The 25,564-nt window shown below is 68.9% G+C and carries 19 protein-coding genes and 1 pseudogene; 11 read left to right on the top strand and 9 right to left on the bottom strand.

Features of this window, described 5'->3' with window-relative positions; translation table 11 throughout:
* Window positions 1–31: 31 nt before the first annotated feature.
* Window positions 32–2,011 (top strand): transketolase, encoded by a 1,980-nt coding sequence (gene tkt / locus ACFIMZ_RS19130; RefSeq protein WP_431823927.1) that lies wholly within the window; start codon window positions 32–34, stop codon window positions 2,009–2,011.
* A gap of 29 nt (window positions 2,012–2,040) precedes the next feature.
* Entirely contained in the window at window positions 2,041–3,000 is a 960-nt protein-coding gene (locus ACFIMZ_RS19125) for a D-2-hydroxyacid dehydrogenase (protein WP_431823926.1), read from the top strand.
* Window positions 3,001–3,016: 16 nt separating this feature from the next.
* Here ACFIMZ_RS19125 and ACFIMZ_RS19120 read toward each other — a convergent pair whose 3' ends face one another.
* A complete protein-coding gene (locus ACFIMZ_RS19120) occupies window positions 3,017–3,928 on the bottom strand; it encodes an SMP-30/gluconolactonase/LRE family protein (protein ID WP_431825446.1) in 912 nt (303 codons plus the stop codon).
* A gap of 299 nt (window positions 3,929–4,227) precedes the next feature.
* On the opposite strand from ACFIMZ_RS19120, the gene ACFIMZ_RS19115 reads away from it, so the two are divergent.
* The gene (locus ACFIMZ_RS19115; RefSeq protein WP_431823925.1) at window positions 4,228–4,758 is read left to right on the top strand and encodes a YcxB family protein; all 531 of its coding nucleotides are present in this window, start codon (window positions 4,228–4,230) and stop codon (window positions 4,756–4,758) included.
* On the opposite strand, the pseudogene ACFIMZ_RS19110 reads toward ACFIMZ_RS19115, so the two are convergent.
* Window positions 4,755–5,207, bottom strand: a pseudogene (locus ACFIMZ_RS19110) (DUF6306 domain-containing protein); the annotation flags it as partial. The gene ACFIMZ_RS19115 and the pseudogene ACFIMZ_RS19110 sit on opposite strands and share 4 nt — an antisense overlap.
* A 320-nt stretch (window positions 5,208–5,527) precedes the next feature.
* On the opposite strand from ACFIMZ_RS19110, the gene ACFIMZ_RS19105 reads away from it, so the two are divergent.
* The 5 genes from ACFIMZ_RS19105 (at window position 5,528) to ACFIMZ_RS19085 (ending at window position 12,731) form a co-directional block, all read left to right on the top strand.
* The gene (locus ACFIMZ_RS19105; protein WP_431823924.1) at window positions 5,528–5,932 is read left to right on the top strand and encodes a GlcG/HbpS family heme-binding protein; all 405 of its coding nucleotides are present in this window, start codon (window positions 5,528–5,530) and stop codon (window positions 5,930–5,932) included.
* A gap of 326 nt (window positions 5,933–6,258) precedes the next feature.
* On the top strand, window positions 6,259–8,433 hold the full coding sequence (locus tag ACFIMZ_RS19100; protein WP_431823923.1) for a malate synthase G: 2,175 nt from the start codon (window positions 6,259–6,261) through the stop codon (window positions 8,431–8,433).
* 525 nt (window positions 8,434–8,958) lie between these two features.
* Window positions 8,959–10,515: a sensor domain-containing diguanylate cyclase gene (locus ACFIMZ_RS19095; protein ID WP_431823922.1), complete on the top strand. Its 1,557-nt coding sequence runs from the start codon at window positions 8,959–8,961 to the stop codon at window positions 10,513–10,515.
* Between the two features lie 109 nt (window positions 10,516–10,624).
* A complete protein-coding gene (locus ACFIMZ_RS19090) occupies window positions 10,625–12,007 on the top strand; it encodes a cache domain-containing protein (protein WP_431823921.1) in 1,383 nt (460 codons plus the stop codon).
* 40 nt (window positions 12,008–12,047) lie between these two features.
* A complete protein-coding gene (locus ACFIMZ_RS19085; protein ID WP_431823920.1) occupies window positions 12,048–12,731 on the top strand; it encodes a response regulator in 684 nt (227 codons plus the stop codon).
* Here the strand turns inward: ACFIMZ_RS19085 and ACFIMZ_RS19080 are convergent.
* Both ACFIMZ_RS19080 and ACFIMZ_RS19075 read right to left on the bottom strand, forming a co-directional pair.
* Window positions 12,700–13,776: an MFS transporter gene (locus ACFIMZ_RS19080; protein ID WP_431823919.1), complete on the bottom strand. Its 1,077-nt coding sequence runs from the start codon at window positions 13,774–13,776 to the stop codon at window positions 12,700–12,702. The two genes, ACFIMZ_RS19085 and ACFIMZ_RS19080, sit on opposite strands and share 32 nt — an antisense overlap.
* Window positions 13,777–13,794: 18 nt before the next feature.
* Entirely contained in the window at window positions 13,795–14,391 is a 597-nt protein-coding gene (locus ACFIMZ_RS19075) for an MlaC/ttg2D family ABC transporter substrate-binding protein (RefSeq protein ID WP_010090215.1), read from the bottom strand.
* Between the two features lie 332 nt (window positions 14,392–14,723).
* Here ACFIMZ_RS19075 and ACFIMZ_RS19070 point away from each other — a divergent pair, with 332 nt between their 5' ends.
* Together ACFIMZ_RS19070 and ACFIMZ_RS19065 are read left to right on the top strand one after the other, a co-directional pair.
* Window positions 14,724–17,357, top strand: coding sequence for an MMPL family transporter (locus tag ACFIMZ_RS19070; protein ID WP_431823918.1), 2,634 nt, complete (start codon window positions 14,724–14,726; stop codon window positions 17,355–17,357).
* Entirely contained in the window at window positions 17,350–18,276 is a 927-nt protein-coding gene (locus ACFIMZ_RS19065; protein ID WP_431823917.1) for an MlaA family lipoprotein, read from the top strand. The genes ACFIMZ_RS19070 and ACFIMZ_RS19065 overlap by 8 nt, the downstream gene beginning before the upstream one ends.
* 541 nt (window positions 18,277–18,817) lie before the next feature.
* On the opposite strand, the gene ACFIMZ_RS19060 is transcribed toward ACFIMZ_RS19065, so the two are convergent.
* A complete protein-coding gene (locus tag ACFIMZ_RS19060; protein WP_431823916.1) occupies window positions 18,818–19,222 on the bottom strand; it encodes an ArsR/SmtB family transcription factor in 405 nt (134 codons plus the stop codon).
* A gap of 163 nt (window positions 19,223–19,385) precedes the next feature.
* Between ACFIMZ_RS19060 and ACFIMZ_RS19055 the strand changes: the two genes are divergently transcribed.
* On the top strand, window positions 19,386–20,519 hold the full coding sequence (locus tag ACFIMZ_RS19055; RefSeq protein WP_431823915.1) for an MFS transporter: 1,134 nt from the start codon (window positions 19,386–19,388) through the stop codon (window positions 20,517–20,519).
* Between the two features lie 107 nt (window positions 20,520–20,626).
* Here ACFIMZ_RS19055 and ACFIMZ_RS19050 read toward each other — a convergent pair whose 3' ends face one another.
* The 4 genes from ACFIMZ_RS19050 to hpnD are packed head-to-tail and all read right to left on the bottom strand — an operon-like array spanning window position 20,627 to window position 25,432.
* Window positions 20,627–21,283 (bottom strand): phosphorylase, encoded by a 657-nt coding sequence (locus ACFIMZ_RS19050; protein ID WP_431825445.1) that lies wholly within the window; start codon window positions 21,281–21,283, stop codon window positions 20,627–20,629.
* A gap of 54 nt (window positions 21,284–21,337) precedes the next feature.
* Window positions 21,338–23,311, bottom strand: coding sequence for a squalene--hopene cyclase (gene shc / locus ACFIMZ_RS19045; protein ID WP_431823914.1), 1,974 nt, complete (start codon window positions 23,309–23,311; stop codon window positions 21,338–21,340).
* 11 nt (window positions 23,312–23,322) lie between these two features.
* Window positions 23,323–24,579 carry a hydroxysqualene dehydroxylase HpnE gene (hpnE, locus tag ACFIMZ_RS19040; protein ID WP_431823913.1) on the bottom strand — a complete coding sequence of 419 codons (1,257 nt, stop codon included), beginning with the start codon at window positions 24,577–24,579 and terminating at the stop codon, window positions 23,323–23,325.
* 4 nt (window positions 24,580–24,583) lie between these two features.
* A complete protein-coding gene (hpnD, locus tag ACFIMZ_RS19035; RefSeq protein ID WP_431823912.1) occupies window positions 24,584–25,432 on the bottom strand; it encodes a presqualene diphosphate synthase HpnD in 849 nt (282 codons plus the stop codon).
* Window positions 25,433–25,564 lie beyond the last annotated feature (132 nt).

Raw genomic sequence — 25,564 nt, 5'->3', positions numbered from 1 at the left:
GTGACAGGACGGCGCCGAGGAGTCCTGCATCATGTCCGTTCCCGCCACCCCGCCGCTCGCCGATGCGATCCGCTTTCTCGCGATCGACGCGATCGTGCGCGCCGGCGAAGGCCACCAGGGCGTGCCGCTCGGCATGGCCGAAATCGCGACCGCGCTGTTCACGCGCCACCTGAAATTCAATCCCGCCGACCCGACATGGCCCGACCGCGACCGCTTCGTGCTGTCGAACGGCCATGGCTCGATGCTGCTGTATGCGCTGCTGCACCTGACCGGCTACCAACGTATCGATCTCGACGCGATCAGGTCGTTCCGCGAGTTCGGCTCGCACTGCGCGGGGCATCCGGAATACGATCCGGCGGCCGGCATCGAGATCACCACCGGGCCGCTCGGCCAGGGGATCGCGAACGCGTTCGGGATGGCGGTTGCCGAGGCGTACCTGAACGCGCGCTTCGGCGACGGCGTCGTCGATCACTACACTTACGCGTTCGTCGGCGACGGCTGCCTGCAGGAAGGCGTCGGGCAGGAAATGATTTCGCTGGCCGGCCATCTGCGGCTCGGCAAGCTGATCCTGTGCTGGGACGACAACCGCATCACCGACGACGGCAGCACCGCGCTGTCGATCTCGGAAGACGTCGCCGAGCGGTTCCGCGTCGCCGGCTGGCATGTCGTCGACGTCGACGGTCACGACCTCGACGCGGTGTCGGCCGCGCTCACGCTCGCTCGCCGCGACCCGCGGCCGTCGATGATCGCGTGCCGCACCGACATTGCGCGCGGGATCGCGCGCCTGCAGGGCCAGCGCGGCGGGCATAGCGGACGGCTCTACGACGCCGACGCCGATGCCGCGCGCCGCGACCGCGGCTGGCCGCATGCGCCGTTCGAGATTCCGGACGACGTGCTGTCCGCGTGGCGCGCGGCCGGGCGGCGCTGCGAAGGCGAGTATCTCGCGTGGCGCGCGCGCGTCGCCGCGCTGCCGGCCGCCGAGCGCGCCGAATTCGAGCGCGTGATCGCGGGCGAGCTGCCCGACGGCTGGCAGGATGTGCTCGAGCGCTACCGGCGCAACGCGATCGATTCCGGCGAAGCGCAGGCCGGCATCATGATTTCCGCGGAGATCAACGACCTGCTCGCGCCGGTGCTGCCGGAGCGCATGGTCGGCTGTGCCGACCTCGAAGCGCCGACGAGCCACAAGCGCAGCCTGCACGCGTTCACCGCAGCGGATCGCGCGGGCGCGTACGTGCATTGCGGGATCCGCGAGCACCTGATGGGCGCGATGGCGAACGGGATGGCCGCGCACGGCGGCGTGATTCCGCTCAGCGTCACCTATCTCGCGTTCTCCGACTACGAACGGCCGGCGATGCGGATGGCCGCGCTGATGGGGCTGCCGGTCAAGTTCGTGTTCAGCCACGATTCGATCGGCGTCGGCCGCAACGGCCCCACGCACCAGCCGGTCGAGATCCTCGCGTCGCTGCGCGCAATGCCGAACATGCGCGTGTTCCGCCCCGCCGATGCGGTCGAGGCCGCCGAATGCTGGGCGCTCGCGTACCGGTATCGCAGCGGGCCGAGCACGCTCGTGTTCGCGCGCCAGACGCTGCCGCTCGTGCGCCGTTCGGCCGGCCCCGGCAATGCGTGCGAGCGCGGCGCGTACGTGCTCGCCGAAGCGGAGACGGGCGCGCGGCGCGTCACGCTGATCGCGACCGGCTCCGAAGTCGCGCTCGCGCTGGCCGCGCGCGAGCGGCTGCAACAGGATGGCTTCGCCACCGCCGTCGTGTCGATGCCGTGCTGCGAGCTGTTCGACGAACAGGACGCCGCGTACCGGCAAAGCGTGCTCGGCACGGGCACGGTGCGCGTCGCGGTGGAAGCCGCCGTGCGCTTCGGCTGGGACCGCTACCTCGGCGACACGGGCGAATTCGTCGGCATGACCGGCTTCGGCGCATCGGGGCCGGCCGACACGCTGTACGCGCATTTCGGCATCACGCCCGAGCACATCGTCGCCGCTGCGAAGCGGCATCTGTGAACCGTCACGCCATTCATCCAGTCACTGCCATGCATACGATCGTCTTTCTCGACCGCGCGACGCTCGCGCCGCAAATCACCCTGCCCGCGCCGGCGTTCGCGCATCGCCTCGTCGAATACCCGGGCACGCGCGCAGAACAGGTGGTCGAACGCCTCGCCGGCGCGACCATCGCGATCACCAACAAGGTCGCGATCACCGCCGACATGCTCGCCGAACTGCCGGACCTGAAGCTGATCGCCGTCGCGGCGACCGGCACCGACTGCGTCGACAAGGCCGCGTGCGCGCAGCGCGGCATCGCGGTCGCGAACATCCGCGGCTACGCGGTCGACACCGTGCCGGAGCACACGTTCGCGCTGATCCTCGCGCTGCGGCGCAGCCTCGTTGCCTATCGCGACGACGTGCTGCGCGGCGTCTGGCAGCAATCGGGGCAGTTCTGCTTCTTCGACCATCCGATCCGCGACCTGTCGGGCGCGACGCTCGGCATCGTCGGCGAAGGCGTGCTCGGGCAGCGCGTCGCCGAGCTCGCGAAAGCGTTCGGGATGCGGCCGCTGTTCGCCGCGCACAAGGGCGGCGGCACGGCCGGCATGCTCTACACGCCGTGGGAAACCGTGCTCGAAACCAGCGACATCATCACGCTGCACTGCCCGCTCACGCGCGACACGCGCAACCTGATCGCCGCGCCGGAATTCCGCGCGATGAAGCGCAAGCCGCTGATCATCAACACCGCGCGCGGCGGGCTCGTCAACGAGCACGATCTGGTCGAGGCGCTCGACGAAGGGCTGATCAGCGGCGCCGGCTTCGATGTCGCGTCGGCGGAGCCGCCGGCCGCCGACGATCCGATGATGCGCATCGCCGGCCGCCCGAACGTGATCCTGACGCCGCATGTCGCGTGGGCGTCGGACGACGCGCAGCAGGCGCTCGCGGATCAGCTGATCGGGAACATCGAGCGGTTTGTCGCCGGATCGCCGAGGCATCTCGTTCAGGCGTGACGCCGGCGGCACACGATCAGCCGCGCACCGCGCGCGTGAACGAAAAGCGCGCGGCCGGCAAGCCCGCGTACCGAGTCTGTGCGACGAACACGCCGCCGGCGTGCGCGTCGTTCGCGAGCGCCGCGTCGTCCAGCCCGACGCGCGCGCTCGTCACGTACAGGCGTCCTGCGTCGTCGAGCGCCACGCAGCTCGGCTGCGCGGTCGGCACCGCGATGCGATCGGTCTCGACGCCATCCGGCCCGTAGCGGACGATCCGACCCGCGCCCCATTGCGCATTCCACAGGCCGCCGGCGCGGTCGACCGTGGAGCCGTCCGGTTCGCCGTTGGCATCGGTCAGCCGCGTGAAGGTCTTCACGCCGGACACACCGCCATCGATGCCGTAGTCGCAGACGAGGATCTCGCGCGTCGGCGAATCGCAACAATACATCCGCGCCCCGTCGGGTGAAAACGCAATGCTGTTTGCGATCGCGACCGGCGGCAGCGCGAGCCGCTCCAGCGTCAAGTCCGGAGTGAGCCGATAGAACCCGCCGATCGCACGCGGCGCCGCGCCGCCGCCTTCGTCCTTCATCCCGAACACGAACGCGCCGTGCGGATCGCAGCGGCCGTCGTTGAGCCGCGTCGGCAGGTCGGGCTCGACATCGACGATCCGCGTGAAAATCTGCGTACGGACGTCGAAGAACGCCAGATGCGTCGCGAGCCCGACCAGCAGCACATCCGGCTCGTCCGTCAGCGCGAAGCACGCGAGCCGCTCGGGCATCGGCCAGTGCGTCGCGCCCGTGCCGTCAGCGCGGCATCGCCACAGCCGCGCGCCTTCGATGTCGACCCAGTACAGCGCCTGCGTCGCATCGCACCAGGTCGCGCCCTCGCCGAGCGTGTTGCGGCTGTCCACGAGAAGCGTTGCGGACGCCGCCTGATCCTCCTGTTGCATGCCGTCTCCTGAATGTCTGTCCGCGTTCGTGCGCGGCCGCAGCATCGCACGCTGCCGATCGCAACGATACGGGTCGAACGGCACCGCGAGCAACAAAATGCCGCAACGTGTCAGATATTGGTAAAACGTCGGCGCGTTCGGCAGGCTCATTGCGCGCTGGTGCGCGACATCGATATAAGATGCCGCTTCACCACCGTTGGCGACATCTGTCATGCGGGCCGAACGACCGATACCTTCGGCGGCGCGTTTTTCAGATTCCCGGCCAAAAACAACAACCAAGAACCTTTCCGAGCCTGCGCATGAGCGACATCGTCATCACCTTTCAGCCCGCCGTGGAGGACCTTCTCCTCGCTTCCCGCCTGAATCTGCGGCGCAAGTACACCGGGAAATATCTGCTCAAGACATTCGCGATCGTTTCGGTCACGTACGCCATCCTGTTGCCCGGCATCTTCTGGATGGTCGGCGGCACCCTGCCGAGGCTGCATGATGCCTGGTGGGCGCTTGGCATTGCGGCCCTGGTCACGATCAGCTCGCCCTTGGTCGGCAGCCTGTTGCTGCCCCGGGCCGTTCGCAAGGTCTACTCCCAGCAAAAAAGTCTCCACCAGCCGCACACGGTCACCGCCCGCAGCGACGGTTTCGTCGTCGAAACCCCGACCTCCCGCGATGAAATCCGCTATGCGGACCTGCTCCAGTGGAGCGAGGATCGCGACACGATCCTGTACTACCAGTCAGTGGCGATGCTCCGGTTCATACCGAAGCGCCTGCTCACGGAATCGCAAGCGGCGTCCCTGCGTCAAACCCTGGATCGAAACGGCGTCCGGAAAGTCTAGCCGGTCGCATGGTCGTCCCGCCCACTACGCTCCGCCCCGGAATGCCCCGCGCGCAGCCGCGCGTCGACATGCCCGATGTTCCTTTCGTGCGACACGAGCATCAACGTCAACGCGTGATGGATCTCGGGATCCTCCAGCGTCGGCAGCAGCGCCTGCAGCTTGCGCGCGACCCAGCGCTGGCCGCGGTTCAGGAACGCCATCCGCTCGGCCAGGTCGTCGATCGCCATCGCCTTTTCGTAGAACGCGCCGGTCTTGCGGGTCGGCGTCGCGTTCAGCGACTTGATCGCGTCGACGAGCACGCCGCACCAGTGCGCCTCGTCCAGGCGGATGCCGGCGACCAGCCGATGGAGATCGGGATCGTGGATCTCGGCCGCCGTCTCGGCCGCGACGCGCGCGCCCGCGCGCTCCGCTTCCAGCAGTTCGTCCAGCACCGCGAGCAGCGCGTCGGCCGGCGCCGGGCCGGCTTCGCCACGGGTCTGATGTGACATGCGACGTCCTCCATGCAGAAACGGTGACGCATCCGATTGTCTCGCGACAGGTCACGCGAAAATGGCTCACATCGTGACATATTGACATGCCGGACGACGGTGCGCGACCGGCGTTCCGTGACGCGCGTCAAGGAACGCGCGACCGGCCCGCGCGGCCAGACCCGATTGTCACCGCCCGCATCGGCTGCCAGACTGATCGGCATGGGCGCGGGCCGCCCGCCCGTGCGCACTGGATCGAACTGTTCGACACCTCCACGTCAACTGATTCCGGAGCATCCGCCATGCAAACCAGACCCGTACTCGACCGCGCCGACGCGGAACGCATGCTGGCCGCCGCCCGCGCGGAAGCCGAACACCACGGCTGGGCCGTGACGATCGCCGTCGTCGACGACGGCGGCCACCCGCTCGCGCTCATGCGGCTCGACGGCGCGTCGCCGGCGAGCGCGTACGTCGCGCAGGAAAAGGCGCGCGCCGCCGCGCTCGGCCGGCGCGAGACGAAAGCGTATGAGGATATGATCAACGGCGGCCGCACCGCCTTCCTGAGCGTGCCGATTGCGGGCTTGCTCGAAGGCGGCGTGCCCGTGACGGTCGGCGGCCAGATCGCGGGCGCGATCGGCGTGTCTGGCGTAAAGTCCGAACAGGACGCGCAGATCGCCCGCGCCGGCCTACAAAGCGTCGCGGCCTAGGGCCTGTTCACGCTAATAACGGGCTTGCGCTGGCCGCCAGAAGGGCCGATCGCGAGGAATGGGACGCAGCGAATACCGGGCGTATTCGCAAGGAGCATGACGCGGCGATCGGCCCTTCTGGCGGCCAGCCCCACAAATGAATTTTTTTAATCACGGGAACGTGCCTTGCCGGCCGTATTGCGGCGTCGGGCGTCGCTTGTTTGGCTCGGCCAAACGGCGCTCCTTCCTCCTTGCACTACGGCCGGCAAGGCACGTTCGCCAGCCCGTTATTAGCGTGAACAGGCCCTAAGCCGCGCGCGCCCCATCTTTCCCCGGGAGGACTCACGATGATCGACCATGACGGACTGCAAGTCGCGGATGCGCTGAGCCAGTTCATCGAAAACGAAGCGCTGCCGGGCACCGGCATCGACAAGGCGACATTCTGGCGCGGCTTCTCCGCGCTGGTGCACGACCTCGCGCCGCGCAACCGCGAACTGCTCGCGGAACGCGACCGCCTGCAGCAGGAACTCGACACGTGGCACCGCGCGCACCCCGGCCCGGTGCGCGACCATGCCGCGTATCGCGCGTTCCTCGAGGGCATCGGCTACCTGGTGCCCGCGCCCGCGAACGTCGCGGCCGCCACCGCGAACGTCGACAGCGAAATCGCGAGCCAGGCCGGCCCGCAGCTCGTCGTGCCGCTGTCGAATCCGCGCTATGCGCTGAACGCCGCGAACGCGCGCTGGGGCAGCCTGTATGACGCGCTGTACGGCACCGATGCGCTGCCCGAGGACAACGGCGCGGAACGCACGGCGGCCTACAACCCGACGCGCGGCCAGCACGTGATCGACTATGCGCGCGGCGTGCTCGACAACGCGGCGCCGCTCGCGCGCGGCTCGCACCGCGACGCGCTGCGCTACCGCGTGCAGGACGGCCAGCTCGCCGTCGACACCCGCGACGGCGTCACGCATCTCGCGCAACCCGACCGGTTCGCCGGCTACCAGGGCGCGGCCGATGCGCCGTCGGCGATCCTGCTGACGCACAACGGCCTGCACATCGAGATCCAGATCGACGCGTCGACGCCGATCGGCCGCGCCGACGTCGCGAACGTGAAGGACGTCGTGCTCGAGGCGGCGGTCAGCACGATCATCGACTGCGAGGATTCGGTCGCCGCGGTCGATGCGGACGACAAGGTGCAGCTCTACCGCAACTGGCTCGGCCTGATGCAGGGCACGCTCGTCGAGGAAATGTCGAAGGGCGGCAAGACCTTCACGCGCCGCCTGAACGCCGACCGCGATTACGCGACGCCCGCCGGCGGCACGCTGACGCTGCATGGCCGCTCGCTGCTGTTCATCCGCAACGTCGGCCACCTGATGACCAACGGCGCGGTGCTCGACCGCGACGGCAACGAGATTCCGGAAGGCATCCTCGACGGCGTCGTCACGACGCTGTGCGCGCTGCACGACCTGAAGTCGAAGCGCAACTCGCGCACGGGCTCGATCTACATCGTGAAGCCGAAGATGCACGGCCCCGTGGAAGTCGCGTTCTCCGACACGCTGTTCGCGCGCATCGAAGACCTGTACGGCCTGCCGCGCAACACGCTGAAGATGGGCATCATGGACGAGGAGCGCCGCACCAGCGTGAACCTCGCCGCGTGCATCGCGGCCACCGCCGCGCGCGTCGCGTTCATCAACACGGGCTTCCTCGACCGCACCGGCGACGAGATGCACTCGTCGATGGAAGCGGGCCCGATGATCCGCAAGGGCGACATGAAGTCGTCGGCGTGGATCATCGCGTACGAACGCAACAACGTGCTCGCCGGCCTGGCCGCCGGGCTGCGCGGCCGCGCGCAGATCGGCAAGGGCATGTGGGCGATGCCGGACCTGATGCACGCGATGCTCGAGCAGAAGATCGGCCATCCGCGCGCGGGCGCGAACACCGCGTGGGTGCCGTCGCCGACCGCCGCGACGCTGCATGCGCTGCACTATCACCTGGTCGACGTGCAGGCCGTCCAGCAGGAACTCGAGAAGATCCCGTACGCGAGCGAGCGCGACGCGTTGCTGGAAGGGCTGCTGACGATCCCGGTCGTCGAGCGCGCCGAATGGGGCGAAGCCGAGATCCTGCGCGAGGTCGAGAACAACGCGCAGGGCATCCTCGGCTACGTCGTGCGCTGGGTCGAACAGGGCGTCGGCTGCTCGAAGGTGCCCGACATCAACAACGTCGGCCTGATGGAAGACCGCGCGACGCTGCGCATCTCGAGCCAGCACATCGCGAACTGGCTGCGCCACGGCGTGATCACCGAGGACTTCGTGCTCGGCGTGTTCAGGCGGATGGCGCGCGTCGTCGACCAGCAGAACGCCGGCGACCCGAACTACCGGCCGATGGCGCCCGATTTCGATGCGTCGTATGCGTTCAAGGCCGCGTGCGCGCTCGCGCTGCAGGGCACCGCGCAACCGAGCGGCTACACCGAGCCGCTGCTGCACCAGTTCCGGCTCGCGTTCAAGCAGCAGCAGCGCGCCGGCTGATCGCCGCACGCGGGTCGCCCCCGCGTGCTTGCGCGCCGATACGGGCGGCCATCACGGCCGCCCGTTTTCATGGCCGGTCACGAACGGCCGTTCGATTTGACCATCCGGCGCACCGGGGCGGATCTCGCCTCGTGCCTGAAAACCGTTGCCGGACAAGGCTCGAACCGCTATGCGCGTCCGTTGAAACCCGATGTAATTCAAATCGTCACACCGATTCTCAACATTTATCGCGCCCGCAAAAGCGCGCAGTTATACTGCGTCCGATGCGCGCCATGCAATGTGCGTTGCATCGGACGCCGACGGCAAATGCGCGAGGGTCAGCCGCCTGCCGCCGATGATCAGCTTGGTCGTTTCTCCATCAACAGGAGACAGACATCCGGATGGTTTCGGTGCCCGCCTGGGGCCCGCCCGCCATCCGGCATGAACAGAGCCGTACCGGATCGCCGCCAGCAACAACATACGAACAACTGCATCGGCCCGGCCCGCCCGTCGCGCGCACCGGCGATGCCTACCGATCTTCGGACCATGGCAGATACCGACTACGCAGCGCCCAGCGAACCCGGCCTGACGAGCCGCGTCGCCGCACGCCTGCGCCGGTTGTTGCTTCCGCACCTGATTTTCTACTCGGGGCTGCTGATCGCACTGCTCCTGCTGCTGCTGTGCGGCATCCTGCTCTACGAAGGCCGGATCGATGCCCGCGAGCGCGCGCGCACCACGATGCAGAACCTCGCGCTGATGGCCGCGTGGGACATCGAGCGCAACATCGAGATCTATTCGCTGTCGCTGCAGGCGGTCGTCGACGGGCAGGGCCAGCCCGACGTCGCGCGCCTGCCGATGGCGCTGCGCCGCCAGGTGCTGTTCGACCGCGCGACGGCGGCCCGCTATCTCGGCGGCATCTATGCGATGGACGCGCAGGGCAACATCGTCGTCGACGGCGCGAGCGACGTGCCGCGCACCGCCAATTTCGGCAACGAGCCTTACTTCACCGTGCATCGCGACCGGCCGGACGTCGGCCTGTACATCAGCGATCCGTATCGGTCGCGGCTGCGCAATGGCTCGCCGAGCATCGCGCTCAGCCGCCGCATCTCGCAGCCCGACGGCTCGTTCGGCGGCATCGCCGTGATGTCGATCCGGCTCGAATATTTCCAGGACCTGTTCGCGCGCCTTACGCTCGGCAAGCGCGGCTCGATGTCGCTGATCGCGACCAACGGCCGGATGCTGATGCGCAAGCCGTTCGATCCGAAGATCATCGGCCGCGACATCAGCCAGGCCAGCACGTTCAAGCATTTCATGACCGCCCACGACGGCAGCTTCGCCGACACCGCGTCGATCGACGGCGTGCGGCGCCTGTACGTGTTCCGGCACCTCGACAACCTGCCGCTGATCATCATGGTCGCCGAGGCCGAATCGGACATCTACGCCGCGTGGTACAACCGCGCGATTCCGATCGGGTCCGCGATGGTGCTGCTTGCGCTCGGCTTCGTCGGCCTGTCGCTGGTGCTCGACGTGCAGCTGCGCAGGCGCCATCGCGCGGAAGCCGAGCTGCGGGCGCTCGCGCGCACCGACGGCCTCACCGGCCTCGACAACCGCCGCATGCTCGACCTCACGCTCGAGCGCGAATGGCGCCGCGCCGCGCGCTCGCAGCATGCGCTGTCGCTGCTGTTCATCGACGTCGACTACTTCAAGAGCTACAACGACACGCAAGGCCATCAGGCCGGCGACGACGCGCTCGCCGCGGTCGGACGCTGCCTCGCCGGCTGCCTGCGCCGCCCGGCCGACTATGCGGCGCGCTACGGCGGCGAGGAATTCGTCGTGCTTCTGCCGGACGTCGACGCGGGCGGCGCGGCGGCGGTCGCCGAGACGATCCGCGCGAGCATCCACGAGCTCGGCATCCGGCACGACGCCAGCGAGTTCGGCCGGCTGACCGCCAGCGTCGGCGTGACGACCTGCTTCCCCGAATGGGACGGCAGCGTCCACGCGGCGCTGAAGCGCGCCGACGACGCGCTGTATCGCGCGAAGGCGCGCGGCCGCAACCAGGTGTTCGTGCAGGCCGCGGTGCGCTTCCAGCGCCAGCGGGCGTGACGCGGCGGCGCGCGGCGCCGGCTGCCCCGATCGCCACGTCCGCGCGAAATCGCCGACAATACCGGGTCGATGCGCTGGCAAAGCGCCCGCATGGCCGGCCCACACCATCATGAGACTCAAGGCAAAGATCTTCCTTCTGGCCATCGTGCCGTTTCTCGTCGCGATCGCCGGCATCGGCTTCGGGGTGCGCCACCAGGCGACGTCGCTCGCGCGCACCCAGCATGCGACGATCCAGTCCGCGTACCTGTCGAGCAAGGAAGTCGAGCTCAAGCATTACGTCGACCTGGCGACGAGCGCGATCATGCCGCTCTACGAAGCGAGCGGCAGCAACGCGCGCGACGACGCGCTGCTGCGCACGCAGGCGCTCGCGATGCTGCAGAAAATGGATTTCGGCCCCGACGGCTATTTCTTCGTGTACGACCTGCACGGCAATTCGCTGATGCATCCGCGCGAGCCCGAGCGGGTCGGCCACAATTTCTGGACGATGCGCGACCCGCAGGGCAGCCTGACGATCCAGCAGCTGATCAACGCCGCGTCGCACGGCGGCGGCTACGTCCGCTACATCTGGCAGCGCCCGTCGACCGGGCGGGCCGCCCCGAAGCTCGGCTACGTCATCGCGCTCGAACGCTGGGGCTGGATGGTCGGCACGGGCATCTACCTCGACGACGTCGACAACGCGCTGCAGCGGATCGATGCGCGCGCGTCCGCGAACATCGAGCGCACGATGAGCTGGCTGACCGTGATCGCGCTGGCCGGCGCGGCGGCGATCGCCGTCTGCGCGCTGGTGCTGAACGTCAGCGAATCGCGCAGCGCGGATGCGAAGCTCAAGCAGCTTGCGCAGCGCGTCGTCGAATCGCAGGAACAGGAGCGCGCGCGGCTGTCGCGCGAGCTGCACGACGGCATCAGCCAGATGATGGTGTCGGCGAAGCTGATGCTCGAATCGGCGCTCGCGCGCTTCGAGCGCGGCGCGGCGCGCGTGCCCGAGGCCGAGCAGGCGCTCGCGTCCGGCGTCGTCCGGCTCGGCGACACGCTGCGCGAAGTGCGGCGCATCTCGCACGCGCTGCGGCCGGCGATGCTCGACGATCTCGGGCTCGCGGCCGCGCTCGACCAGCTGGTGCGCGAGCTTGGCGCGGAAAGCGGCGTCGACATCGGCTACACGCAGGTCGCGCACGGCGGCGCGCGGCCGCTGCCCGCCGCGGTCAACACCGCGCTGTTCCGGATCGCGCAGGAAGCGCTCAGCAACATCGTGCATCACGCGCAGGCGTCGCGCGCCGCGGTGACGCTCGACGTCGCGGTGCACACGGTCACGCTGAGCATCGCCGACAACGGCTGCGGGTTCGACGCCGAGCGCTCGCAGGCCGACGCGCGCGGCGGCATCGGCCTGCGCAACATGCGCGAACGCCTCGACGCGCTCGGCGGCGCGCTGACGATCACGTCGCAGGTCGGCCATACCGTGGTGGCCGCGCGCGTGCCGCTGACTTCACCGGCCTGAGCGCGCATCCCGCCCCTCGATTCAAGGAGACCCATCGCCCATGAGCGCCCCGGACACCCCCGCCAGGCTCCCCGCCGAACCCGTCGCCCAGCCGGTCGCCCAGCCGGTCGCCCGCCTTCTGCTCGTCGACGACCATCCGCTCGTGCGCGACGGCCTGCGGATGCGGCTCGAGGCGGCCGACCTGTCGGTCGTCGGCGAGGCCGGCAACGCCGACGAGGCGCTGGCGCTGGCCGAATCGCTCGACCCCGATCTCGCGCTGATGGACGTCGGCATGAACGGCATGAACGGCATCGCGCTCGCCGGCGTGTTCCACGAGCGCTTTCCCGGCATCCGCGTGCTGATGCTGTCGATGCACGACAACGTCGAATACGTGACGCAGGCCGTGCGCGCCGGCGCGAGCGGCTACCTGCTGAAGGATTCGCCGGCGAGCGAGATCGTCCGCGCGATCGGCGCGGTGCTCGCGGGCCACACGTTCTTCAGCGAAGGGCTCGCCGCGCGGATGATCCACGCCAGCGCGGCGGCGTCGCCGCTCGATCGCCTGACGCCGCGCGAACGCGACATCCTCGATGCGCTCGCCGAAGGGCTGTCGAGCAAGCAGATCGCGCAGCAGACCGGGCTGTCGGTGCGCACCGTCGAGACGCACCGGCTCAACCTGAAACGCAAGCTCGACATCGAAGGACAGGCCGAGCTGATCAAGTTCGCGGTCGAGCATCGGCGGCGGTGACCCGGGCAACGGCGGCAGGGGCGGCAGGGGCGGCAACGCGTTCCGCCTGCGCGTTGCCCGATCGCTGCGCCAGCAGCATCAGCGCGTTCGACATGCTGAGGATTCCGGAGCATCCCGCCGCGACCGCGAACCCGTGCGACATCGCATTCCGGTAGAGGTCGAGCATGCCCGGGAAGTCCGCCGGCAGCACATGCCCGACGATCGCCCGGTGTGCCGCCCCGACGGCGTCGGCGCGGCCGGCCGCCTGCAGCGCGGCCGTCATGCGCCGCACGGCGCTGATGCTCATCGCACTGCCGAGCACGGCGATGCCCATGCTCATGCCGGTCTGCCGCAGCGCATTCATCGTCGCCGACGCCATGCCGGCGCGCTCGGCCGGCGCGAGCTCCATCACCCGCATCCCGGTCGCGGGCACCGCGAGCCCCATGCCGACGCCCAGCAGCGCAAGCGCCATGCCGACCGCCGCATAGGGCGTCCCGGCGCCGAACCACGCCATCGCCGACAGCGCAACGCCGATCAGGCCGTAACCGGCGGCCATCAGCGCGCGCAGCGGAACCCGGGCCGCGATGCGCCCGAACAGCATCGAGGTCGCGCCCGTCAGCACGAACTGCGGCATCAGTTGCCAGCCGGCCGTGGCAGGGGGCTGGCCTTGCGCCTGCTGCAGAAACAGCGACAGGAAGAACAGGCTGCTGTATCCCGAAAACCCGAGCACGAACGAAGCCAGGTTCGCCCGCACGAGCTGGCGGTCATGAAACAGCCAGGCCGGCAGCAGCGGCCGCGCGACCCGCGTCTCGACCCGGACGAACGCGGCAAACGCCAGCGCGGCCGCGCCGAGCGGCGCGAGCACCTTGCTCCCGGACGCGCCCGTTTCGCCGATCCCGATCAGCCCGTAGGCCAGCAGCCCGAGCCAGATCACGCTCAGCGCCTGCCCGAGCGGATCGAACGCGGCGTGGTGCGGATGCTCGGCGTCGACGGCTGAGCGCCAGCCGCGCTTGCGCGCAGTTTCCCGGCGGGCAAGAAAAAGGGCGCCTCGGCGCCCTTCGTGCATCGCGAACCGCCGCGGCGGTCAGTTCGTGCGTGCGTTGTGCTTCTGCAGGAACGCGATCAGGCCGTCGATGCCGCCCTGCGCGAGCTGGCTCTTGAACTGCCCCTGGTAGACCTGGATCAGCCACGCGCCCGACATGTCGATGTCGTAGATCTTCCAGTCGTTGCCGATCTTGCCGAGCCGGTAGCCGACCGACTGGCTGTCGCCCGGCGTCGTCACCGTCGACTGCACGAGCGCGTCGGCGCCCGACGCGCCGCCCGCCTTGAACGAGAACTTCGCGTCCTGGTTGCCGAGCTGCGCGAGCGACGCGGCGTAGGTGCGCGTCATCAGCAGCTTGAACTGCTTGTAAAGCTCCTGCTGCTGTTGCGGCGTCGCCTGCTTCCACGCGTCGCCGACCGCGATGCGGGTCGTGCGCTCGAAATTCGTCGCCGGCAGGAAGCGCGCCTCGACCACCTGCGTGACCTTCGCCATGTCGCCGCCGCGCGCGACCGGGTCGGCCTTCATCGCGTTGACGGTGCCCTCGACCGCATTGCGAACCACGTCGACCGGCGCACTCTGCGCGAAAGCGGAAATCGACACGGTGGCCGCGGCGAGAAAAGCAAACAGATGACGTTTCATACGGATATCGCACTCGCTAAGGAAAGACGGACGGCGCGGCGCGCCGTCCGGTCGACGCAAGTATACCGGGCCTGACGCACGCTTGCCGCGCCGTGACCGACTGTTACCTTTCACGCCGGATCGTCACAGGCGCGGCCGAAAGCGGCGGCCGGGCACGGTTCCAGCGGCAAGTAAACATACGCTTACTTATGGCAGGGGCACCGCGCGGCGCCGATTCCCCCTCCGACGTGAAAAGATTCTTCCGGCCCCATGGCGCCCAACGTCACGACCGCCGACGCGCTGCGCCGGTATACTTGGACACTTTGCCTTTTCGAGTCCCACCCCACCGCCTCATGGTGACATCTCTCATCATTCGACTCGTCGCGTGGTCGGTCCGACGCCCGGTCTGGGTCGTCGTGCTGTCGCTGATCATCGCCGCCATGAGCGGCGTCTACGTCGCGCGCCACTTCAAGATCAGTACGGACATCAGCAAGCTCGTCGACGCCGATCCTCAATGGGCGGCGCTCGGCAAGGGCATCGACCGCGCGTTCCCGCAACGCGACGGCACGATCCTCGCGGTCGTCGAAGCCCCTGCGCCCGAATTCGCGACCGCCGCCGCGCATGCGCTGACGGCCGCGCTCCAGAAGCAGGCCGAAGCCGGCCGCATCGGCCAGGTCGCCGAGCCCGGCGGCGGTCCGTTCTTCGAGCACAACGGGCTGCTGTTCCTGCCGCCGCAGGAAGTCGCGGACACCACGTCGCAACTCGCGCGCGCGCGTCCGCTCGTCAACGAGCTCGCGAAGAACCCGAGCCTGACCGGGCTCGCGACCACGCTGTCGACGACGCTCGGCCAGCCGCTCCTGACCGGCCAGGTGAAGCTGCCGGCGATGGCCAAGCTGCTGTCGCGCAGCGCCGCGACGGTCGACGACGTGCTGGCCGGCAAACCCGCCGCGTTCTCGTGGCGCGCGCTCGTCGACAACGACGCCGTGAAGCAGCCCGCGCGCGCGTTCGTCACCGTGCAGCCGGTGGTCAACTACGGCGCGCTGAAGGCCGGCGAGGAAGCGAGCCGGACGATCCGCGACACCGCGCTCGCGCTCGACCTCGAGAAGCGCTTCGGCGCGGTCGTGCGGCTGACCGGCGAGCAGCCGCTCGCCGACGACGAATTCGCGTCGGTGCAGGACGGCGCGGCGCTCAACGGCGCCCTCACGCTGCTCGCCGTGCTCGTCATCCTGTGGCTCGCGCTGCGCTCGAAGCGGATGATCGGCTCGGTGATCGTCACGCTGTTCGTCGGCCTCGCCGTCACCGCCGCGCTCGGCCTGATGATGGTCGGCTCGCTGAACATGATCTCGGTCGCGTTCATGGTGCTGTTCGTCGGTCTCGGCGTCGATTTCTCGATCCAGTACGGCGTGAAGTACCGCGAGGAGCGCTTCCGCGACCCGCGCATCGACCACGCGCTGATCGGCGCCGCGCACTCGATGGGCATGCCGCTCGCGCTCGCGACCACGGCGGTCGCGGCCAGCTTCTTCTCGTTCATCCCGACCGCGTATCGCGGCGTGTCCGAGCTCGGCCTGATCGCGGGCGTCGGCATGTTCGTCGCGCTGGCCACCACCGTCACGCTGCTGCCCGCGCTGCTGCGCCTGTTCGCGCCGCCGGGCGAATCGAAGTCGCCGGGCTTTCCGATGCTCGCGCCGGTCGACGAGTTCCTCGACGTGCACCGCAAGCCGATCCTGATCGGCACGCTCGTGGTCGTGATCGGCGCGCTGCCGCTGCTCAAGTTCCTGCACTTCGATTTCAACCCGCTGCACCTGAAGGATCCGCACAGCGAATCGATGGCGACACTGCTCGCGCTGAAGGATTCGCCGGAGGCGTCGGTCAACGACGTCACGCTGCTCGCGCCGTCGCTCGCCGAAGCCGACGCGGCCGCGAAGCGCCTCGACGCGCTGCCCGAAGTCGGCCGCACGACGACGCTGTCGACCTTCATCCCGGCCGACCAGCCGGCCAAGCGCGCGTCGATCGCCGCCGCCGCGAGCGAGCTGCTGCCCGCGCTGACCCAGCCCGCCGCGCCGCCGGCAACCGACGCGCAGCGCGTCGCCGCGCTCAAGCGCGTGTCGGACCTGCTGAGCTACGCGGCCGAGGATCATCCGGGCCCGGGCGCGGCGGCCGCGCAGCACCTGTCGGCGTCGCTCGCGAAGCTCGCGGCCGCCGACGCCGCGACGCGCGACCGCGCCGAGCGCGCATTCTCCGATACGCTGCGCACCGCGCTCAGCCAGCTCGCGACGCTGCTCCAGCCGCAGGAGATCACGCGCGACTCGCTGCCGCCGCAGCTCGTGCGCGACTGGGTCGCGCCGGACGGCCATGCGCTCGTGCAGATCTCGCCGAAGGTGCCGAAGGGCGTCGACCCGGGCGACGACACGATGCTGCGCCGCTTCGCGACGGCCGTGAAGGCCGCCGAGCCCGGCGCGATCGGCGGGCCGATCTCGATCCTGCATTCGGCCGACACGATCATCAATGCGTTCCTGCATGCGGCGCTGTGGTCGATCGTGTCGATCACGATCCTGCTGTGGATCACGCTGCGCCGTTTCGGCGACGTGCTGCGCACGCTCGTGCCGCTGCTCGTGTCGGGCGTGGTGACGCTCGAGCTGTGCGTCGTGTTCGGCATGTCGCTCAACTTCGCCAACATCATCGCGCTGCCGCTGATGCTCGGCGTCGGCGTCGCATTCAAGGTGTATTTCGTGATGGCGTGGCGCGCCGGGCAGACCGGCCTGCTGCATTCGAGCCTCACGCATGCGGTGCTGTTCAGCGCCGCGACAACGGCCACCGCATTCGGCAGTCTGTGGCTGTCGCATCACCCCGGCACATCCAGCATGGGCAAGCTGCTCGCACTCGCGCTGACGTGCACGCTGATCGGCGCCGTGGTGTTCCAGCCGGTACTCATGGGCAAACCGCGCGTGAAGCGCGCGCAGAACCAATCGCAGGGAATCAATGAATAAAAGAACCATTGCGGCCACCGTCGCCGCTGGCGTGCTGCTGAGCGGCTGCGCGACCGGCCCCAACCGCAATCCGTCCGATCCGCTCGAGCCGATGAACCGCGCGGTGTACACGTTCAACGACACCGTCGACACGCACATCGCGGTGCCGATCGCGAAGGGCTATCAGAAGATCACGCCGACGCCGGTGCGCACGGCGATCAGCAACTTCTTCTCGAACCTCGGCGACCTCGGCAACATCGCGAACAACCTGCTGCAGCTGCGGATCACCGATGCGACGCAGGACCTGATGCGCGTCGCGATGAACTCGCTGTTCGGCGTCGGCGGCCTGATCGACATCGCGACGCCCGCGGGGCTGCCGAAGCATCACCAGGATTTCGGCCTGACGCTCGCGCGCTGGGGCGTGCCGTCCGGCCCGTATCTGGTGCTGCCGGTGTTCGGGCCGAGCACGTTCCGCGACGGCGTCGGCCGCGCGGTCGACGTGCGCTTCAACCTGCTCAACTACATCGAGCCGGCCGCGCGCAACCCGATGTACGTGATGCAGTTCGTGAGCGCGCGTTCGGACCTGCTCGGCGCGACCGACCTGCTGAAGCAGGCGGCGCTCGATCCGTATTCGTTCGTCCGCGACGCGTACCTGCAGCAGCGCAAGTCGCTGACCTACAAGGGCGAGTCCGCGCCGAGCGCGCTGCCGCAATATAACGAGCCGGATGAATCGGGTGGAGAAGCGGCGCCGGGCGGCAAGCCCGTCAACACGCCGGCGGCGCCCGGGCTGCCGAACTACGAGGATCCGGGCGAGTCGGGCGGGGCGCCGGCCGCGCCTGGGCTGCCGCAATATGACGATCCGGGGGCGGGCGGTGCGATGCCTGCGAGTGGGCCGGCTGCGACGCCGGCGGCGCCTGCGAGTGGTCCCACGGCGCAGTAACGCGGCATTGGCCGCAAGACGATCAGGAGCGCTGCTTGATGCAGCGCTTTTTTGTGTCTTGGCGAATTTGAATTTGCAGCACGCCGGGGGCGCTTGACGCCCCGCAGCGAACGGTTGGGCTATCGATCAGCCGTTACGTGCAATGCGACCTGGTAACGGCGCTCCGTCTTCGAACGAAGCGAGTTCTTCTCGCGCCAGTAGCACTAGCTTTTCTACCTGTGGAAACGGCAACCCCTCAGAAAACAATGAAACCGTTAGAGAGTTGTCAGCGTCACATCTAAACACCTCGGCAAGCACATTCCCATCTGCGTCCGTCAGCTCGACCCCCAAACCATCACGGATTACATCCGAAGCCACGTAAAATCGATACTCCATCGTATTGTCCCTGGTGTGATAACGCCCGCAACGCGGGTCGTCAGTCCGCATGAAACACCAATGCGCCGGCGGACCGAACTGCGTGCGCCGCAAGCGAGGATTCTCACGCGTGCGGGCAATTCGGTCTCCTTCTCCATGGCTAGGCCGATGTCCTCGCAGCACGCCTTCAATTCGTGCCCTGATGCGTACAGGCATCGGCGGGCGGCTGCCAGTTTTCCACCAACGACAACACCCCCGGAAAGCGCGCTTCGAGATCTTCGCGGCGCAGCCGGCTCCGCCGTTCGAGTCCATATTGCCGCTGACGGATCACTCCGGCTTCCCGCAGGGCCTTGAAATGGTGGGTCAGGGAAGACTTGGGCCGGTCGAGACCAAACCAGCCGCAAGGATGGTCGTAGGCATCGGACTCCATCATCAGCTTGTGAACGATGAACAGTCGCAGCGGATCAGCCAGCGCAGCCAGAATGTTTTCGAGCCGTAGCTCTTCGACGGCCGGCTCTTCCAGCGGCGGCGGGAGCTCGGCCGGCGTGACAGGCGACGTCCGGGCTCGGGGATTCGTGGTTTCTTTCCTCATGGTGCATCACACTATAGCACCTGTACGAGTTTTCTCGAACTAATGTATAGTTCGAAAAAACTCGTACATGAGGGTCGTCATGCCGTTTTCTTCCGCTTCCGCTTGCGCACGCTCATCCCGCGTCGCCACTCGATCCCCGGCACGCATATGGCCGGTGGCCTGGATGATCACCGCAGTTTTCATGCTGTCGAACTCGCCTACGCCGCTTTACGTCCATTGGCAGGAGCGATTGGGCTTTTCCTCAGGCATGCTGACCGTGATCTTCGCGCTCTACATTGTCGGCCTGCTGGGCACCCTGCTGGTCGCCGGACAGTTGTCGGATCACTATGGGCGCAGGCCGGTGCTGCTTCCCGGCCTGCTTGCGGCGCTCATTGCCTGCGGCCTGTTTGCCAACGCCAACTCGATCGCCATGCTCGCCATGGGCCGACTGCTGGCGGGCATCTCCGTGGGGGTGATCGTCTCGGCTGGCATGGCCGCGGTCGTCGACGCAGGCGGCCCAGAGCGCAAGCCCACGGCCGCCTTGCTGGCCTCGATCGCCATGGTGCTGGGCGCCGGCCTCGGACCGCTGTGGGCGGGCGGAGCGGCCCAGTGGCTGGCGCGCCCGGTGCCGCCGATCTTTGCTGTGGAGGCGTTGGTCCTGTTCAGTGCGCTGGGGGTTGCGTCGCGCTTGCCGGCACGCCGCAAGGCAAATGGCCCGCTTCGCTTGCGTTTGCCACACGTGCCGGCTTCCAACCGTCGCCACATCCTGTGCGGCATCGCCACGTTCGGTCCGGGCATCACGGCGACTTCGTTCGTGTTGGCATTGGGGCCGTCTCTACTGGCCCGGCTGCTCGAAATCCGCAGCCCTTTGCTGGCCGGCGGCACGGCCTGCGCGATGTTCTTCACCGCGGTCGGCGTGCAGTTCGCCGTGCGGAAATGGCCGGTCGCGCGCATCTTCGCGGCAAGTGCGTTGGCCACGATCTTGTCGATGATGTGCCTTGTGCTGGCGATTCGCGCTTCGCTGGTTCCGGCATTGATCGCGTCTGCATTGCTTGCCGGCGCCGGGCAGGGGCTCGGGCAATTGGGCGGATTGACCCTGATCGGTCTGCACGTGCCCGATACCCATCGGGCACAGGCCAATGCCGTGCTCAACATCGGCGGCTATATTCCGGCAGGCCTGCTGCCGGTGGCGACCGGTTATCTGATCGACCACGTGGGATTGGCATCCGCCGGGACGTCGTTTGCGCTGGTGCTGGTCGTCACCGCACTGGTTGGAGGCACTTGGGCGATGCGTCGGGCCGGGCAGCCCGCCGCCTGATCGTGCCGTTGTCGGGGCGTGCATGCTTCCATCGTCTCGCGGCTGCGGCGCACGCCATTCAATCGAGGAAAAGAAAGAGAGAAAGGAAAGAAACCGCAACCGCCCGCTCACCCGATCCGCAGCGCCCCCGCGCGCCCGAACGCATGCCGCGCCTGGATCAGCGTCGTGCGCGCCGCGCGCGCATCGCCCGCGACCTGCAGCAGCGGGCCGAGCTGGGAAGGTTGCTTGATGAGTTCGCGCAGGATCGGCAGGATCGCGGTGCTGCCGTCGTCGCGCAGCCCGGCCGTCGCGGCGCTCGGCAACGTGCGCCATGCCGGATCGACGATCGCGCGGCACACCGCGAACGGCACGCCGCGCGCCGCCGCGAAGGCCGCGGCGATATGCGATTCCATGTCGACGGCCAGCGCGCCTTTCGCGCGATACAGCGACGCCTTGTCTTCTTCGCTCACGACCGGCGCGCCGACGGCCGCCATCACGCCGCGTTTCACACGCGGCCAGACCGGCGTGTCATGCAGCGCGCCGACGAGCCGCGCGCTCCAGCCGACGTCCGTCTGCACGCGGCCGAACGGCCCGTCGATCGCGTCGGCGATCACGAGCGCGCCCGGCGCGAGGTCGGGCGCAAGCCCGCCCGCGGTGCCGAAGCTGACGATGCCCGCGCAGCCGCGCGCGGTCGCTTCGGCCAGCGCGCGCTCGAGCCGATCGGCGCGCGCGGCGAACACCGCCTCGACGCCGTCGCCGCCCGCGATGCGCGCCTCGAACGCCATCCCCGTCACCGCGATGACGGGCAGCGTGCCGGTGTGCCTCGACGCCGTCACGCGTTACATCCCGACCGTCACGCGCGTCGCGTTGGCGCGCTTCAGGTTGCGGTAGCGCGCGAGCGCCCACAGCGGGAAGAACTTGCGATAGCCGTGGTAGCGCAGGTAGAACACGCGCGGGAAGCCCGTCGCCGTGAAGCGCGTCTCGTCCCACAGCCCATGTTCCTTCTGCTCGGCGATCAGGTAGTCGATCCCGCGCGCGACCGCCGGATGGTTCACCTCGCCGGCCGCCATCAGGCCGAGCAGCGCCCAGGCCGTCTGCGACGACGTGCTCGGCGCCTGCTCGTAGCCGCGATAGTTGAGCTTGTAGCTGTCGCCGTCCTCGCCCCAGCCGCCGTCCTTGTTCTGGACCGACAGCAGCCACTGCGCGCCGCGCTTCACGCGCGGATCGTCCGGGCCGAGGCCGGCCGCGTTCAGCGAGCACAGCGCGGTCCATGTGCCGTACACGTAGTTCATCCCCCAGCGGCCATACCAGCTGCCGTCCGACTCCTGCTCCTTCAGCATGTAGTCGAGCGAGCGGCGCGCCACTTCGCTGTTCGCGGCCGTCTCGCCGAGCTGCGACAGCATCGACAGGCAGCGGCCCGACACGTCCGCAGTCGGCGGATCGAGCAGGGCGCCGTGATCGGAGAACGGAATGTTGTTCAGGTAGTACTGCGTGTTTTCCGGCTCGAACGCGCCCCAGCCGCCGTCGCTGCTCTGCATGCCGACGACCCACTCGCGCGCGCGCGCGATCGACTCGCGATACGCGTCCGAATGCCGGAGCTTCTCGACGCGGTCCATCGCCATCACGACCACGGCCGTATCGTCGACGTCCGGATAATGCGGGTTCGCGTACTGGAACGCCCAGCCGCCCGGCCGCACGTTCGGACGGCGCGAGATCCAGTCGCCGCGCACGTCGAGGATCTGCAGCGGACGCAGCCATTCGAGGCCGCGCACCACGGCGTCTTCCGCGCGCGGGTCGCCCGTCTCGAGCAGCGCGTGCGCCGCGAGCGACGTATCCCACACCGGCGACAGGCACGGCTGGCAGTACGCTTCGTCGTCGTGCACGACGAGCAGCTTCTCGACCGACCGGCGCGCGATCGCGCGGTTCGGATGGTCTTCCGGATAGCCGAGCGCGTCGTACATCATCACCGAGTTGGCCATCGCCGGATAGATCGCGCCGAGACCGTCCTCGCCGTTCAGGCGCTCGTCGACGAACGCAACCGCCTGCCGGATCGCGCGTTCGCGCGTGTAGCTCGGGAACAGGCCGTCGACCGCGCGCAGCGCGTGATCGACGACGCGGAAGAACGCGAACCAGCCGGCGCTCTGGTGGCCCTGGCGCGGCAGCAGCCCCGCGTTGACGGGCGGATCGATGAACAGCTCGTCGATGCGCACGCCGCGCGGGTTCTTCGCGATCGGCCGCTTCGCGTTCAGCACGAGCAGCGGCACGATCACCGTGCGCGCCCAGTACGACACCTTCGACAGGTGGAACGGGAACCACTGCGGCAGCAGCATGATCTCGACCGGCATCATCGGCACCGCGCGCCACGGAATCGCGCCGTACAGCGCGAGCTGGATGCGCGTGAACACGTTCGACATCTCGGCGCCGCCCATCGCGTGGATCGCCTTGCGCGCACGCTGCATGTGCTCGGTGTTCTCGTCGTCGCCGATCACCTTCAGCGCGAAGTACGCCTTCACGCTCGCACTGATGTTCGGCGCACCGTCGGTGAACAGCGGCCAGCCGCCGTCCGGCTGCTGGATGCGGCGCAGATAGCGGCCGATCTTCTGTTCGAGCTCGAGGTTCGGCGTCTCGCCGAGATAGTGGACGAGCAGGATGTACTCGGCCGGAATCGTCGAATCCGCTTCGAGTTCATAGACCCAGTGCCCGTCGGCTTGCTGTGCATCGAGCAGCGCGTCGGTCGCGCGTGCGACGGCGGCGTCGAGGTCGGCTGCCGCGGTGTCGGCGGCCAGGGTTGGCATATCGGTGAGATCGTTCATCGGTCCCTCTCTTATTGTGACTGCAGCACGTCCGCGGCCTTCTGGCCGGAGCGGATCGCGCCCTCGATCGTGGCGGGCAGGCCGGTGGCAATCCAGTCGCCCGCCAGCACGAGATTGGTCCAGCGCGTACGCGCAGCCGGACGTTTCATTTCCTGCGACGGCACCGCCGCAAACCCCGCGCGCGGCTCGATGACGAGCTGCCACGCGGGCATGGCATCCGCGGACGCGCCCGTCACGCGCGCGACGTCCTGCCAGATGGTCCGCGCGAGCGTGTCGCGCGGCGTGTCGAGCCAGCGGCCCGCGTCGCGGATCGTCGCCGCGAGCTGGCCTTCGGCGGCCCGCACCGCGTCGACGGCGGCGCCGTTGACGACGGTCGTGTGCACCGCGCAGCCCGGCGGCGGTTCGGCCGCGAAGTACGCGGTGACGACCGCGCTATACGTATCCGGCGCGGTCAGGTCGGGCACGAGCGGCTGCGCGACGTCGGGCGGCACCGCCAGCACGACCGCGTCGCCCGGTGCGAGATCGACCCGGGCGCCGTCGATCATCAGCGCGTCGAGCGCATGGCCGTTCGCGCCGAATTCGAGCGCGTCGAGCCGCGAGCGCAGCCGGATCGACGCACCGCCGTGCTGCAGCATCCGCAGCGCGGGATCGACGAACGCGCTGCCGAGCCCGTGGCGCGCGACGAGCGGGCGGCACGCCGGCCCGCCGGCCGCGAGCGTGCCGAACACGACCGCCCGCGCGAGTTCCGCCGTCGCATGGCGCGGCTCGACGTTCAGCGCGGCGAGGAAATACGGCCGCAGCCAGCGATCCCACAGCACGCCGTCGCAACGCATCGTCTGCGCGAGCGAGCGGCCCGTGCGCGCAAATGCGAGCGGCGCGAGCGACAGGTAATCCAGCGGCGTCGTGCCCGGCGCCCGCGACGCGGCGTCGAACAGCCACGACGGCCAGCGGCTGCTGCCGAAACGCAGCGTCCAGCGCTGCTGCGCGCCGACGTCGACGACCGGGAATTCCGGCAGCGCCGGCCCGTCCAGCTGATCGGCCGCGCCGATCGTCCGCAGGTAGCGTTGCGTCGCGGGCTGTCCCGCGAACACCAGATGCAGTCCGCTGTCGAGCGTCGCGTTCAGCGTGGCGTCGAACCACGAACGACAACGCCCGCCCGCCTGCGCTTGCGCATCGTGCAGCACGACGCGGCGCCCACGGCGTTGCAGCTCGACGGCGGCCGACAGCCCCGCGAGTCCTGCCCCGATCACGTGGACGGTTCTGGGCATCGCCTCAGAACAGCGCGTAGCGCGCGGCGATCATCAGCATGCGCGCCTTCGGCTTGCGGATCGGCAGGCGAGGTGCTTCGAAGCCGCGCGCGACCGCCGCATCGAGGATGCAGCGGTACGCGCCCGACATGATGCGCGGCGCCTTCACTTGCGCCCGCGCACACTTGTCCATCACCGCGTCCGCCTGCCGGAAATGCTCGATCGCGCGCTCGACGAGCGTCGCGCAGACGCGCGGCAAGGCCGGCGCGCGCGCGATCGTCGCCGGATCGGTGATCGCGATCCCTTCGCGCGCGAGCAGCTCGCGCGGCAGGTAGCAGCGGTTGATCGCCGCATCGTCGTCGATGTCGCGCAGGATGTTGGTCAGCTGCAGCGCACGACCGAGATGGTGCGACAGCGCGATGCCTTCCGCTTCGGGCATCCCGAATATCCTCACCGACAGGCGGCCGGCCGCGCTCGCGACGCGATCGCAATACAGGTCGAGCGTCGGCTCGTCGGGCGCGCAGATGTCTTCGGCGGCGTCCATCGCCATGCCGTCGATCATTGCGTGGAAATCGTCGCGCTGCAGGTTGAACGCGTGGATCTCGCGCGTGAGCGCCGCGAGATGCCGCGGCGGCCGCCCCGCGAAGCACGCGTCGATGTCCGCGCGCCAGCGCTCGAGGCCGGCGGCGCGCTCGGCGCGCGGCAGGTCGCTGTCGGCGATGTCGTCGACCGCGCGGCAGAACGCATACACCTGGAACATCGCATCGCGCTGCGTCGCCGGCAGGATGCGCATCGCAAGATAAAAAGAACTGCCCGATGTGACGGCAGCGGCGTCGATTTCTTGTTCGTCCACGACGAGATTGGAAGCGGCCAAGACGAGCTCCACGGAGACGCCCACGCGGGGCGATTGAAGAAGCCATGCCCGGCTGGGATGGTAAGGGCGTCAAATGCGTGCGAGATGTGCGAACGATCGACGCAGACAAGCATGAATTGCCGGCCGGAAGCC

The organism is Burkholderia sp. F1 (assembly GCF_050813845.1).
Classification (GTDB): Bacteria; Pseudomonadota; Gammaproteobacteria; order Burkholderiales; family Burkholderiaceae; genus Burkholderia; species Burkholderia ubonensis.
Note: the sequence above shows the minus strand (reverse complement) of the source record. Positions and strands in the feature narration are given on the sequence as shown.